The 13463-nt window shown below is 70.1% G+C and carries 14 protein-coding genes and 1 riboswitch; of the genes, 8 read left to right on the top strand and 6 right to left on the bottom strand.

What is annotated here, in order from left to right:
* Window positions 1–8: 8 nt before the first annotated feature.
* From ACOGI9_RS12395 to ACOGI9_RS12380, 4 genes are read right to left on the bottom strand one after another with little or no spacing between them, the layout of a single operon-like run.
* A complete protein-coding gene (locus tag ACOGI9_RS12395; RefSeq protein ID WP_419857427.1) occupies window positions 9–398 on the bottom strand; it encodes a VOC family protein in 390 nt (129 codons plus the stop codon).
* 22 nt (window positions 399–420) lie between these two features.
* On the bottom strand, window positions 421–1815 hold the full coding sequence (locus ACOGI9_RS12390) for a c-type cytochrome (RefSeq protein WP_419857426.1): 1395 nt from the start codon (window positions 1813–1815) through the stop codon (window positions 421–423).
* 34 nt (window positions 1816–1849) lie between these two features.
* A complete protein-coding gene (locus ACOGI9_RS12385) occupies window positions 1850–2692 on the bottom strand; it encodes a hypothetical protein (RefSeq protein ID WP_419857425.1) in 843 nt (280 codons plus the stop codon).
* Window positions 2689–3603, bottom strand: coding sequence for a creatininase family protein (locus tag ACOGI9_RS12380; protein ID WP_419857424.1), 915 nt, complete (start codon window positions 3601–3603; stop codon window positions 2689–2691). Before ACOGI9_RS12380 ends, ACOGI9_RS12385 begins: the two co-directional genes overlap by 4 nt.
* Window positions 3604–3738: 135 nt before the next feature.
* Window positions 3739–3872: riboswitch (cobalamin riboswitch) on the top strand.
* A gap of 47 nt (window positions 3873–3919) precedes the next feature.
* Here ACOGI9_RS12380 and ACOGI9_RS12375 point away from each other — a divergent pair.
* From ACOGI9_RS12375 to ACOGI9_RS12345, 7 genes are all read left to right on the top strand, one after another.
* Window positions 3920–4858, top strand: coding sequence for an ABC transporter substrate-binding protein (locus ACOGI9_RS12375; protein ID WP_419857423.1), 939 nt, complete (start codon window positions 3920–3922; stop codon window positions 4856–4858).
* Window positions 4855–5850 carry a FecCD family ABC transporter permease gene (locus tag ACOGI9_RS12370; RefSeq protein ID WP_419857422.1) on the top strand — a complete coding sequence of 332 codons (996 nt, stop codon included), beginning with the start codon at window positions 4855–4857 and terminating at the stop codon, window positions 5848–5850. Before ACOGI9_RS12375 ends, ACOGI9_RS12370 begins: the two co-directional genes overlap by 4 nt.
* Entirely contained in the window at window positions 5847–6680 is an 834-nt protein-coding gene (locus ACOGI9_RS12365) for an ABC transporter ATP-binding protein (RefSeq protein ID WP_419857421.1), read from the top strand. The genes ACOGI9_RS12370 and ACOGI9_RS12365 overlap by 4 nt, the downstream gene beginning before the upstream one ends.
* 95 nt (window positions 6681–6775) lie before the next feature.
* Window positions 6776–7801, top strand: coding sequence for an MBL fold metallo-hydrolase (locus ACOGI9_RS12360; protein WP_419857420.1), 1026 nt, complete (start codon window positions 6776–6778; stop codon window positions 7799–7801).
* Window positions 7802–7812: 11 nt separating this feature from the next.
* Window positions 7813–9921: an amidohydrolase family protein gene (locus tag ACOGI9_RS12355; RefSeq protein WP_419857419.1), complete on the top strand. Its 2109-nt coding sequence runs from the start codon at window positions 7813–7815 to the stop codon at window positions 9919–9921.
* Window positions 9918–10682 (top strand): cytochrome c biogenesis protein CcdA, encoded by a 765-nt coding sequence (locus ACOGI9_RS12350; protein WP_419857418.1) that lies wholly within the window; start codon window positions 9918–9920, stop codon window positions 10680–10682. The genes ACOGI9_RS12355 and ACOGI9_RS12350 overlap by 4 nt, the downstream gene beginning before the upstream one ends.
* Entirely contained in the window at window positions 10679–11290 is a 612-nt protein-coding gene (locus ACOGI9_RS12345) for a TlpA family protein disulfide reductase (RefSeq protein ID WP_419857417.1), read from the top strand. Before ACOGI9_RS12350 ends, ACOGI9_RS12345 begins: the two co-directional genes overlap by 4 nt.
* Here ACOGI9_RS12345 and ACOGI9_RS12340 read toward each other — a convergent pair.
* Window positions 11253–11597: a peroxiredoxin family protein gene (locus ACOGI9_RS12340; RefSeq protein ID WP_419857416.1), complete on the bottom strand. Its 345-nt coding sequence runs from the start codon at window positions 11595–11597 to the stop codon at window positions 11253–11255. The two genes, ACOGI9_RS12345 and ACOGI9_RS12340, sit on opposite strands and share 38 nt — an antisense overlap.
* Before the next feature lie 9 nt (window positions 11598–11606).
* The gene (locus ACOGI9_RS12335; protein WP_310777596.1) at window positions 11607–11849 is read right to left on the bottom strand and encodes a hypothetical protein; all 243 of its coding nucleotides are present in this window, start codon (window positions 11847–11849) and stop codon (window positions 11607–11609) included.
* Between the two features lie 132 nt (window positions 11850–11981).
* Between ACOGI9_RS12335 and ACOGI9_RS12330 the strand changes: the two genes are divergently transcribed.
* Window positions 11982–13457 (top strand): serine hydrolase, encoded by a 1476-nt coding sequence (locus ACOGI9_RS12330; protein WP_419857415.1) that lies wholly within the window; start codon window positions 11982–11984, stop codon window positions 13455–13457.
* Window positions 13458–13463 lie beyond the last annotated feature (6 nt).

Here is a 13463-nt window from a genome sequence, read left to right as displayed (position 1 = left end):
CTCTCGCGCTAGTCGTCTCGCGGGAGGCGCTGGGAGACGGAGATCGGGTAGCCGTCGGGGTCGCGGAGGGTGAACTCGATGGAGCGGGCGTTCGGGTTCACGTGCGGCTCGTCGAGGCAGTCGGCCCCCATGGCGCGGGCGCGCTCGAACACGGCCTGCGCGTCCTCCGTGTAGAAGTAGAGCAGGACGCCGCGGCCCGGCGTCCCCTCCTCCGGATCCGTCATCCCCGGGTGGGCCTTGAACTCGCGGTGGTGGAGCATCAGTTCGATGCTCCCGTCCGGCCCCAGGAGCCGCTCGAAGTGATGGCCCCCCCGACCGCTCACGAAGCCGAAGAGTTCGACGTACCACGCTGAACTCGCCGCCACGTCCCGAACGACGAGCATGGGCGTCAGACTCACCGGGCGGCGCCCCGGCCGACGCCTAGGGGTTCGAGTTGTTCGTCTGCGCCGCGGCGGCGCGCCTCGCCTCCTCGCGGGCCGCGACCAGCGCCTCGAACTCCACGGGATCGAGATAGGTCACATCGACCCACAGGTGCGCCATCTCGTCCACGGTCCGGTCCCCGTAGTCGACCCACTGCTCGTGGTCGGGGTTGTTCGGGTTCTCGGCCGTGTTGTCGTGCCAGGCGGTGATGACGAGCGTCGTCCCCGCCGGAAGGAGCGGCGCGGCGTCTTCCTCGTAGATGTAGTTGATGTGCCAGTTCCACTGGAAGTTGTCGACCTGGTTGATCAACTCCTTGCGGCCGTCCGGGTAGATCGCCTCGAGCGACATCGCCTTGCCGCGCATGTGCATGTGCGGCTGGAAGTTCTCCAGGCGGGCGGGCCAGCGCAGCGTGTGGAAGTCCTGCGTGACCGCGATCTCGCCCGGCGGAATGTCGAGGCCCGTGCGGCCCGTGGCGTTGTAGAACATGAGCCGGGTGCGGTTCCGGGGCTCTTCGCCCTTCGGATAGAACCAGACGCCGAGTTCCACGTAGCTGTCCTCGACGCGCTTGCCCATCGCGTGGAGGTGGACCTCCCAGCGGATCCGCGAGCCGGGGAGCATGATCTTGCCCGCACCCTCCGGGAAGATCTCGCCCTCCTTGCCCACGGCCCACTCCATGAACAGGCCCGGGCCGCCCATCGCGCCCCCGCGCGTGCTCGCCTCGACGATGCCGGCGCTCATGGGGCTCTCCTCCTCGTCCTGCTGGAGGAAGGCGAGCACGTGGTGCGTGATCGTGCGCGCGTCGTTGCCGGCCGGCTTGATCTCGATCGCCTTCACCCAGCGGGGCTCCGTGATGCCGGTCGGCGTAACGGGCCGCCACCACTTGTCCATCGTTTCGGCTTCGAGCGTGAAGGGTTCGGAGGCGACGACGAGATCCGGTTCCCCGAACTCATCGAGGAGGCGCCATTCGTTCGGATCCGGGAACTCGACGGGCGGCGGCAGGTCCGCGGGATCGCCCTCTGCCCGGCCGCCGTCGATCCAGGCGACGATCGTCTCGATCTCCTCGCGCGACAGGCTGCGGTCGTTCCGGAACTCCTGGATCCCGACCGTGGGGTCCAGATGCCACGGCGGCATGACGCGGTTCGAGACCTTCTCACGGATGCTCGACGCCCAGCGGTAGGCGTCCCGGTACGTGAGAAGCGACATCGGGGCGATCGAGCCTTCCTGGTGACACTCCTGGCAGTTCGCCTGGAGGATCGGCGCCACGTCCCGATTGAAGGTCACCTCCACGGACCCGTTTTCCTGCGCCTGCGCCGGCCCCGCGGCGCTCAGAACGCCGAGTGCCGCGCCAACCGCGATGGCCGCTCGCCTCAGGGACGTCGGATCGAACTGTCTCATCATCGTTCTCCTCGAACCTCGTCGAATCCGCCGGTCACGGGTTGACCGTGACCCGGAGGAATCCGTTCGTCCAGCAGCATTGCGCGTGTCCCGCTGCGGAGACGCCTGAACCATCGTTGGCGCGCACGCGCAGGATGTAGTCTCCCGGTTCACTGAAGGTGACCGGGGTTGCGGCCTCGGCCCCGCTGGCCGGGACGCGGGCGCCGGGCTCGCCGAACGTCACGTCGCCCGGCCCCTGGTGCTTGAACCAGGTGAGGTTGACCGGCGAGCCGTCGCGGCTCCCCGCCACGAAGTGACTGCGTCCCACGCCGTCGTCCCGGACGTGGACGCTCACGTCGAGCGCTTCTCCGACCCGGGCCGTGAGCGGGCCTCCCCAGGCGCCGGCCGGTCCCGCGCCTTCCTCGTCCGCTCCGAAACGGAGGACGGGGGGCGTGTTGCCGTCTCCGGCTTCGCCCTTGAGCGCGTCGATCTGCCAGTCCCGGTGCAAGTGGCCGGGGATGCGGAGCGTCTGGCCACGCATCTTCAGCGTCCAGTAGATCTTCCCCTCGCCGAAATCCGCCGGGACCCGGACGACGAAGACGCCGTAGTGGCGCCGCGGGGCGAACGAGGTGGGCTGGGCCCCCTGAAACTCCGCCGGCTCGATCGTGTTGTCCGGCCCCAGGGGGACTTCGATCGTCTCCTCGAAGTTGCGGTTGAAGTAGCCGAAGGAGAGGGAAAGCGTCCCGTCCGCGTTCGGATACCAGCCCTCGAAGGCGGGCGTCACCGTCTGGCCCCTCCCGCTGGGATTGCCGAGCGGAATCTGAGCCGAGAGCGGCACCGTCTCGGCGCACAGCGCCGCGCCGACCGCGGCGAGCGCCAGGATTCGGGCAGGTCTCATCGCCCCGCTTCCGCCATGCTCGCCTCGATCGAGGCCCGGATCGCCTTCACGGTCTCATCCACCCGGAATTGGAGCAGTTTCCGGCCGGTCGCGATCGCCTCCTCCCTGGGGGCGATGGAGACGCCGTTGATGCTGGCCCTTCCCGCCGCCACGCGCTCGTCGTAGCGGACCATCGTCGGGTCCTCGACCATCATGATCGCGGTGATGACGAAGTCGTCGTGGATCCCCTCGGGATCCGTCTCGAAGATGCCGAGTTCGTCGTTCATCCACTGGTGGACGTCGCGGTAGCGGTAGAACTCGGGGATGAAATGCGCCTGCGCGTCGTACCAGCGCTCGTTCAGGCGGGCGGCGACCGCCTCCATGCCCGACTGATTCCCGCCGCTGTCGCCGAAGAGGATGATGTGCTCGAAGCCGTGCGCCTTCAGGCTCGAGGCGACGTCATCGAGCACGGCCTCGAACGTCTCCTGTCGGAGGCTGATCGTCCCCGGATACCGCATGTGCCCGGACGGCTCGTCGATGTCGCCCTCGGGGACGAGCTTGATGATCGGCGCACAGAGCGCGTTCCCGAGTTCGCGGGCCACGCCCTCGCAGGCACCCTGCAGCACGTAGTTGTGCTTGCCGGTGGCGAGGTACGGTCCGTTCTGCTCGATGCCGCCCGTCGTGATGATCGCGGTGGTCTTCCCGGCCGCCATCGCGTCCCGGACCTCCATCCACGTCATCTCCTCGATCCAGACCGTGTCGAACGCCTCGATCGGCCGCTCGGATACGAGTTCCTCCTGTACCCGCCGCTCCCGCTCGGCGGCCATCCGGGCGCGCTCTTCGGGCGTCATGTTCCGCTGCTGGCCCGCCAGCGCCGAGGCGGAGACCGCGAACATCGCGAGCAGGGGAAGGAAGAATCGGGACTTTCTCATGGCACACCTCGTTTCCGGGAGCACGACACCAACCCGACACTAGCATATTCCGCCGGTGCCCGACCAGTAGCGTGGCCGAGTTGCCCCGCCCTCCGATATGCGGCTATCGTCGCAGACTGACGCGAGGGGGCCACCGGAAGTCGGTCCGAAGCCGACGCGGCCCCGCCACTGTAGGAGGTCCGGATCCCATCGGCGGATCCGAAACGACGCGCTCGACGGCCACTGGATGATTCCGGGAAGGCGAGCGACGTCGCCTCGAGCCAGGAGACGCGGTTCCCTCGCCCTTTGAACACCATCCTTCGAGGGAGGGGACGCGGTGTACACGGCAGACCAATCGAGGGTGGGCGCGACGGAGCCCCCGGGTTCCCCGCTCGCGCGGCGGATCGCCGCCCTGCTCGCCCCGGTCCTCCTCGCGGCCTGTACCCCGGACGAGCCTCCGGACATGCCCGCGGTTTCCGTCACGGACGATGCGGGATACACGGTCGCGCTCACCGAGCCGGCGCGCCGCGTCTTTTCGGTGGTCCCCTCGCTGACCGAATCGGTCAGCGCGCTCGACCCCGGCGTCCTCGTCGCGCGCACCCGGTTCGACCGGGCGCCCGAACTCGCGCACCTCCCTTCGCTGGGCGAGGCCATGCAACCGAATCTCGAAGCCCTGGCCGGCCTGGAACCCGATCTTGTCATCATGTGGGCCGGCGCGTTCCAGCGCGCAGTCGGGGAACGGCTGGCCGCGCTGGACATTCCCGTCTACCGGGCGGACGCGCAGACGATCGCCGACGTGCGCAGCCACCTGCGCCGCCTGGGTACGCTGCTCGGTCGCGAAGAACGGGCCGCCGCGCTGGTGGACTCGCTGGACCTCGGGTTGGAGGGAGTGGCCGCCACCGTGCGCGGACGCGAGCGTGTCGACGTCTACTACTCCGTGTGGCACGACCCGCCGCAGACGACCGGGCCGGGCACCTTCATCGACCAGGTGATCGAGCACGCGGGCGGACGCAACATCTTCGGCGACGCCGCGCGCTCGTGGCCGCGGGTGTCCGTCGAAGCGATCCTGCGGCGCGATCCCGACGCCCTCGTCATCGTTCGAAACGCGCCCGACGCTCCCGATGCGCCGTGGCTCGAGGGGCCGGGCTGGCGGGAGCTGCGGGCCGTCCGCAACGGGCGCTACCTCCTCGTGGACGGCGACCTCTTCAACCGCCCCGGACCCCGCGTGGCCGAGGCGGCACGTCGCATGGCCCGTTTCCTGCATGGTCCGCGTTGACGCACACGCCCCGCCGGCTCGCACTCCTCGCGCTGGTCGTCGTGGCCGCGGGCGCGCTCAGCGTCTCCTTCGGCGCCTCCGGTCTGGGTCCCGCGGACCTGTGGCGTTTCTTCCTGGGAGAGGCCGACCCCACCACCCGTTCCATCCTCCTCCAGTTGCGGCTGCCGCGCGCGGCTCTGGCGGCGCTCGTCGGGGGGGCTCTCGGCCTCTGCGGTTGCACCTTTCAGGCCCTCCTGCGCAACCCGCTCGCGGAACCCTACGTGCTGGGCGTCTCGGGCGGCGCCGCCGTAGGGGCGGTGGCGGTCGTGGTCACCGGCATCGGGCTGCGCCTTCCCTGGTCGCTCCCCCTGGGCGCGTTCGCCGGTGCGCTGGCCGCGATGGCGCTGGTGCTGGCGGTCGCGCGGCGCGCCTCGCCCGGGCGGATGGACACGCGCGTCCTGATCCTGTCGGGCGTCATCATCGGCGCCTTCTTCAACGCGGTGATCCTGCTTCTGCTCTCGATCGCCGATGTGGAGTCGTTCCGCTCGGCGATCTTCTGGATGATGGGGAACCTCTCCGGCGCGGATTGGGGGTCGACCGGGCTGCTGGCCCTGCTGCTCGTCCCCGCCGCGCTGGCCGTCTTCTCGCTCGCCCGCGCCTTCAACGTCCTGTCCCGCGGCGAGGAGGTCGCGTTCTACCTGGGCGCTTCCGTGCAGCGGGTGAAGCTCACCGCCTACCTGGCCGCCTCGCTGATGGTGGCCGCGGCGGTTGCGGCGGGCGGCGTGATCGGCTTCGTCGGGCTGATCGTTCCGCACGCCGTCCGGCTCGCGTGGGGCAACGACCACCGCCTGCTCCTCCCGGCATCCTTCCTTGCCGGAACCGCGTTCCTCCTGCTCGCGGACACCGTGGCCCGGCTCGTGTTGGCGCCGGCCGAGCTTCCCACCGGCGTGGTCACCGCCGTCGCGGGGGTCCCGTTCTTCGTGGCGCTGCTGTTGCGGGGGGGACGGCGGTGAGGGGGACCGCGGCCTCGCGCGACTGGCGGCCCGTGTTGGAGGGCCGGGATCTGAGCTTCACCCATCCGCGCGCGGACGAGCCCGCCGTATGCCGGGTTTCGCTCTCGGTCTCCCCGGGACGGCTCCTCGCGGTCGTGGGTCCCAACGGCGCCGGCAAGACGACGCTGTTGAAGCTCCTCTCCGGGTCGCTGACCCCTCAGGACGGTGGAGTCACCCTCGACGGCCGCGCGCTGTCCGATCTGGGCGACCGGGAACGTGCCCTCGCGATTGCCGTCGTGCCGCAGTCCGAGTCCTCCCCGTTTCCGGTCACCGTGCGGGAGATGGTGGGGATGGGGCGATACGCGCACCTCGGCCCGTGGGAGCGCTCCGGCGACCGGGACCGCGCGGTGGTGGACGACGCGATGGCGCGCTGCGCGGTCGCGGAGTTCGCGGAACGCCACCTGGGCGAACTCTCCGGCGGCGAGCGACAGCGGGCGCGGATCGCTCGTGCGCTTGCCCAGGAGGCGCCGGTCCTCCTCCTCGATGAGCCCACGGCCGGACTCGACCTCCGCTACCGCATGGAGCTCTTCCACCTGCTGCGCGAACTCCGGGCCGCCGGCCTGGGCGTGTTGGTCATCACTCACGACCTCAACCTCGCCGCCCGGTTCGCGGACCGGCTGCTGTTGCTCGATCGTGGACGCGCGCGGGCCCGGGGCACGCCGGACGAAATGCTGTCGCGAGAGTCGCTGGAGGCGGTCTACGATTGGCCGCTCAGGGTGGTGCCGCACCCGGGACCCGGGAGCGACACCGGCGCACCGCAAACCGTCCCGCTCAGGAGGGATGACCCCTGAACGAGGGACGGCGGAGGGACTGCCGGGTCTGGCGGGCGCGTCCCTTCCGGAGAGAAGATTCAGGTCGGGTTCTCTGCTCTTACGGAGGTTTGAAGATGGGTCGGCGGCTTTCTCTCCCGGTTTCCTGGCTCGCTCTTCCACTTCTCGTCGGCTGCGCGGCGCCCGACGACACCTCATCGGACGCGGCGCCGAACGCGGCCGAATCCGGCGCAGTCGACGCAACGGCGGGGCCGGCGACATCGGATCCCTACGCGCACGGGTTCACGGACGCGGATTATCCGAGGGTGATCGAGGTCGCGGAGGATGTGTACGCGTACGAGCAGATCCACCCGACGGGGGGCGAAATCATCACGACGGTGAGCCTCATCGTCATCACCCCCGAGGGGGTACTCGTCGCGGACGGGCAGGAGAACCCCGAGGAGACGCAGCGGCTCGTCGACACGATCGCCGACATGACCGAGCAGCCGATCACGCACGTCGTCGTCGCCTCGGACCACGGGGACCACACGGGTGGGAACTCGGCCTTCCCCGGGGGCGCCCGCTTCTTCGCGCACCCGACTTCGGCGGCGATCCTGGAAGCGAGCGCGGTGAACCCCAACCGGCCCGAGGATGCACCGCCGGTCGTCGTCCCGACGGAGATCGTCGGGGACGACACGGTGCTCGAACTCGGCGGGCGGGAGATCCGGCTCCTGCACCTCGGCCGCGCCCACACGGGCGGCGACCTCGTGGTCTACCTGCCCGAGGGGAAGGTGCTGTTCATGAGCGAGACGTACCTGAAGCACATCTTCCCGGCGATGCGCTCGGCGTACCCGTCCGAGTGGGTCGCGATGCTGGACCGCGCGATCGAGATGGACGTGGACGTGTATGTGCCGGGGCACGGGGTGATGGAGTCGCCGGCGATCCTCGAGGCGGAACTGGTGTCGTTCCGGGACGCGGTGCGGGCCGTCGTGGAGGAGGCGACGCGGCTCCACGGCGAGGGGCTGAGCGCCGAGGAGGCGGCGGAGGCGGTCTCGTTCGGCGCCGTCGAGGAATGGTCGCTGCGGGACAGCCAGAAGCTCCGCGCCATCCGGCGGGTGTACCTGGAACTGAACGGACAGCTGTCGGGGTTTCTGGTCCCGTGATCGACGCGCGGATGAGGCGGAGGGTCGGGCTCGCCGCGGCGGTCGCGGGTTTCTCGGTCGTGGCGGGTATCGCGGCCGGAGCCGGGGCGGTTCAGGCGCAGGCGCACGTGACCGTGGACATCGGGGCCCGGGATCCCGCCTTCTCGCCGGACGGGTCGACGATCGCCGTCTCCATCCTCGGGAAGATCTGGACGCTTCCCGCCGAGGGCGGCACGGCGCGCCAGGTTACGGACGGGGCCTCGTGGGACACGCGCCCCGCCTGGTCGCCGGACGGCCGCTTCCTCGCCTACGCCGCGAGGTCCCGCCAGGGGGCCGACATCCTCGTCCGCAACATGGCCACGGGCGGCGTCCGCTTCCTGCATGGCGTCCCGGGGTCGGTGGGGCACATGCAGTTCCATCCGGACGGGAGCCAGCTCTTCTTCGTCGACGACCGCTCGCAGTACGAGGCGCATGTGTGGCGGATCCCGCTCGCGGGCGGCGAGGCGGAGCAGATCACGCACACGCGGAGCTGGCACGAGTGGTCGTTCGCCCTCTCGCCGGACGGAAACCGGATCCTCCTCGAGACGGGGCGCTTCGACGGCACGGATCTGTACGAACTCGACCTGGAGGAGATGTCGCTCGAACGGGTCACGGACACGCCGGAGCGGGAGATGGCCGTGGCGTGGAGCGCGGACGGCACGCGCCGCGCGCACGTGATGACGCACAACGGTCTCGACCAGCTCATCGTGTCGGTGCCGGGATGGCGCAAGCAGTTCCTGAGCACCTTCGACCAGAAGCAGCTCGCGTTCCATCCGTCCGGCGAGTGGCTGCTCGTCCTCGGCGGGCGGCGGATGCAGCGGCTGGACCTGGAGAGCGGCGAGTTCACGCCGATTCCCTTCGAGGCCCGGTTCGAGGTGGCCGGGGATCCGGCCGACGACCTGCTGATCACGAACGTCCGCCTGTTCGACGGCACGGGCGACGAGGCGGTTCCCGGGTCGGCGATCCTCGTCCGGGACGGGCGGATCGCCGAGGTACGGACGGGGGAAGACGGCGGAGTGCCCGAGGTCGCGCCCGGAACACCGGTCATCGACGGGGGCGGCCGCACGCTGCTCCCGGGCCTGATGGACAACCACTACCACTACTGGCAGCCCCTCGCCGGCGCCGACCTGCTGGCCGCCGGGATCACTGCGATCCGCGACCCGGGCTCGGCGATCCAGGACGCGATGGACTTCAAGGATGCGGTGCGTCTCGGCGTCCTCGCCGGCCCCGACGTGTACACGGCCGGCCCCCTGATCGACGGCCCCGCCGGCTACCACCCCCTCGTCGACGTGAGCATCGACGACCCCGCAGCCGCGCCGGCGCTCGTCCGCGCGCTGAAGGCGCAGGGCGTGGATCTGCTCAAGGCGTACTTCCTCCTAGACCCGGACGTGCTCGCGGCCGTCGTGGCGGAGGCGCGGGTGCAGGGGCTCCCGGTCACGGGCCACATCGGGGTGCGCACGGGCTGGCGGCAGGCGATCGAAGCCGGCATCAGCGGGTTCAACCACATCCGCGTGTGGCGCGACTTCCTCCCGCTGGAAACCCAGGCCGACGGACGGGACATGTCGCTCGATGGCGGACGGAACCCGGTCGGGCGCATGCAGGCGGACTGGCGGGAGATCGATCCGGCGAGCCCCGAGGTCATGTCCCTCCTCGAACTCATGGCCGAGACCGAGACGGCGCTCGACCCGACGCTCTACATCCAGGACGTCGATGACGGCGACCGCGTTCGCTTCTCGATCGAGGAGTTCCACACGGCCCGACAGGCGTACGAGCGCATGGGCGAGTTCGTCCGGCGCGCGGTCGAGGCCGGGGTCCCGCTGCTCGCGGGCACGGACAACGTGGGGCTGTTCAACGAACTCGAGGCGTACGCGGAGGCCGGCGTGCCGAACGCCGCGATCCTGCGGGCCGCGACGGCGAACGGCGCGCGGTGGCTCGGGAAGGAGGACGATTTCGGCACCGTGCAGCCGGGGCGCCGCGCGCACCTCATCCTCGTGGATGGCGACCCGCTGGCCGACATCGCCGACCTGCGGAACATCGATCTCGTCGTGAAGGACGGCGTGATCGTCTTCGGCGGCCCGCCGACCGAACCGCTGGTCCCGTGATCGACCCGGTCGCAACGGGCGCCGTCGAGGCGGTCACCCTCGCGGCGCTGCAGGTCGAGCCGGCGGGCGGGCTCCTCCCCGCGCTCTCCGACAACCCGTTCCTCGCGCTCGGCGCGCTCTTCGGGGCGGGCGTCCTCACGAGCACGAACCCGTGCATCTGGCCGATGATCCCGATCACGTTCTCCGTCATCTCGGGCACGGCGGGATCAGCCCAGTCGCGAAGGCGCACCGTCGGCCTGACGCTCACCTACGCCCTGGGACTGGCGCTGCTCTATTCCGTGCTCGGCGTCATCGCCGGGCTCAGCGGCACCGTGCTGGGGTCGATCGGGGCGAGCTTCTGGGCGCTGTTCGCGACCGGGAACCTCCTCCTCTTCTTCTCATTGTTCATGCTCGATGTCTTCCCCGTGCCGGTGCCGAAGCGGCTCCTCGCGTGGGCGGGCAGCCGGGGCGGCGGGTCCTACCGAGCGGTGTTCCTCCTCGGGGCGACATCGGGGATCGTGGCGGCGCCGTGCGGGGCGCCCGCCTTCGCGGTCGTCCTGACCTGGGTCGTCGCCGAGCAGGCGGGTCTCATGGGCTTCGTCTACCTGTTCACCTTCTCCATCGGCATGACCGCCGTGCTCATCGCCGTCGGCCTGTTCTCGGGGACGCTCGCCGTGCTGCCGAAGTCGGGGACGTGGATGATCTGGATGAAACGGGCCGCCGCCGTCATCATGATCGGGATGGCGCAGTTCTACCTGATCAGGGCGGGATACTTCATGTGAACACGAAACCGGGACGGATTCCCCGTTACGCGACGGCCACGGCGTTCGCCGCGCTGGTCGCGCTGGGGGCGTTCGCCGCGTTCGCCGTGGCGGCGCCTCTCCACGCGCAGGCGGGTGCGGGGCAGGTGAGCCTCGCCACGGGGACGCAGGGCCCGGACGCCACCCTGCAGGATCTGGACGGCAACGAGGTCCAGCTCCTCGACTACGCGGACGGCAAGCCCGCGCTGTTCGAGTTCTGGGCCGCGTGGTGCGAGCAGTGCGAGGGCCTGCAGCCCGAGATCGACCGGGTGCAGGCGGATTTCGGCGACCGGGTGAACGTCGTCGCGGTGGCGGTCGCGGTGGCCCAGTCGCTGCGCCGCGTCCGGCGCCACGCGGAGGCGCACGGGGCGGAATACCCCTACCTGTGGGATGCGGACGGCGCCGCGGTGCGCGCCTACTCGGCGACCACGACCTCGATCGTCGTGATCCTCGACGCGGAAGGGAAGGTGGCCTACACCGGCGTCGGCCCCGACCAGGATCTCGTCGGGGCCGTCACCGGAATCCTCGCTGACGATGCCGCCAAGGGTTCCGCTACGGGTCCACAGGCTCCGGCGTCACCTCGTCGATGATGGTGGCCAACTCGTCGTAGGCGGCGGGGTCGACCTGGTTGAAGCTCGGGATCACTCCCGCCACACGGCCGTCGGGCCCCACCACGATGACGGCGCGGCTGTCCACCGCGTTGCTGTCCCTCAGGCCTCCGCCGAAGTCGACGTAGGTCCCCCCGTCGTTGCCCGCGTCGCTCGCGAACAGGAAGGGGAAGTCCTCGTCCTTCAGCCATGACGCGAGTTCGTCGACCGGGTCGTTCGAGATGCCGACGAGGACCACGTTCCGGCCCTCGTTGAACAGACTTGCGTACTGATCACGGTACGCTCTCATCTGAACCGTTCAGCCACGCGTCCTGACTCTGAAGAAGAAGGCGAGGACGACGGTCTCGCCCCGGTAGTCGCTGAGGCGGATCGGGTTCTCGAGCGCCCCGTACCGCGTCGCGCCCGGCAGCGCGAAATCCGGCGCCATCTCGCCCACGGCGAGCAGCTGCGAGTCCTGCGCGCTCACCGGGGCCGCGCCTCCGATGGCGAGCGTTCCGGCGAGGCCCAGCGCAAGGGCCGCGGCCAGGACAAGTCTCCGCATGTCTCGCTCCTTTCGTGCGGGTGGAAGACAGGTGGAAGAGCCATGCCGAAGGGTGGCGCGCCTTCCGCGTTCGCGCCAGAGTTGAGCAGCGGTTCAAGTCCGATTCCGACCCTGCGCTCAAGGAGGCGCCTCATGATCCGTCAGCCCCGAGGCCGTCCATGGCGTCGTGCCATCGCCTTCGTCGTCGCCGTCGTTCTCGCGACCCCGGTGTCCGGGTGTGCGCAGGGGAACGGCGATCCCGTGAACGACCCCCGCTTCGAGCAGGCGGTGGCGCTGTTCGACGCCTGGCTCGACGCGAAGATGGCGTACGAGAAGATCCCCGGCGTGTCCGCGGCGCTCGTGCACGACCAGGATCTCGTCTGGTCCCGCGGCTACGGGTACGCGCACCGCGAGACCGGGGTCCCGGCCACCCCGTCGACGATGTATTCGGTGTGTTCGATCTCGAAGCTCTTCACCTCCATCGGCGTGCTGCAGCAGCGGGACGAGGGCAAGCTGGATCTCGACGATCCCGTCTCCACGCACCTCCCGTGGTACGACCTCGAGCAGGTGTACCCGGACGGTCCGAACGTGAGCGTGGAGGGGATCCTCACACACTCCTCCGGGCTCCCGCGCGAATCGGCACACCCCTACTGGACGGGCCCCGACCATCCCTTCCCGACGCGGGACGAGATCATCGAGGGACTCTCCGGGCAGGAGACGCTGTATCCCGGCCGCCGCTACTTCCAGTACTCGAACCTGGGGATGGCGCTGGCGGGACAGCTGATCGAGCAGGCTTCGGGGATGGGGTACGACGACTACATCCGGAGCCGGATCCTGGAGCCGCTGGGGATGTCGGACACGTACACCGACATTCCGGTCGAACATCAGGGCGGCCGCTACGCCACCGGATATTCCCGGCTCGAGCGGGACGGCCAGCGGGCCGAGGCCCCCTTCTTCCAGGCGCTGGGGATGGCGTCCGCTGCGGGGTTCGCCTCTACCGTGGAGGACCTGGCGCGCCTCGCCTCGTGGCAGTTCCGCCTGCTGGAGAACGGCGGCACGGAGATCCTCGACGTCAACACGCTCAGGGAGATGCACCGCGTACACTGGGTCGACCCCGACTTCGACACGATGTGGGGGCTGGGCTTCGCGGTCTCGCGCCGCGACGGGGAGCGCGCGGTGGGTCACGGCGGGAGCTGCCCGGGCTTCCGCTCGACCTTCCAGCTCCTTCCGGCGAAGAAGCTGGCGGGCGTGGTGATGATGAACGCGCAGGCGAATCCCACCGACGTGTGGACGAAGATGATGGCGACGCTCGGCTCGGCCCTCGAGGAGATCCAGAGCGATCCGGGCGGCGGAACCGCGCGCCCGGCCTCCCTGGCGGAATACGAGGGGCTGTACCAGTCCACGTGGGGAGAGACGGTCATCCTGCGGTGGGACGATGGCCTCGCGGCCCTCGGCGTCCCCTCGAACGATCCGGTCGAGGGAATGACGAAGCTGCGGCACGAGAGCGGCGATACGTTCCGGCGCATGCGGGACGACGGCGAGCCGGGAGAGGCGTACATCTTCCACCGGGAGGACGGCGCCATCGCCCGGTACAGCGTGCACGGAAACTTCTCCAACAAGGTCCGGTAGCGGAGG

This window comes from Candidatus Palauibacter irciniicola, from assembly GCF_965208695.1.
Lineage (GTDB): Bacteria > Gemmatimonadota > Gemmatimonadetes > Palauibacterales > Palauibacteraceae > Palauibacter > Palauibacter irciniicola.
Note: the sequence above shows the minus strand (reverse complement) of the source record. Positions and strands in the feature narration are given on the sequence as shown.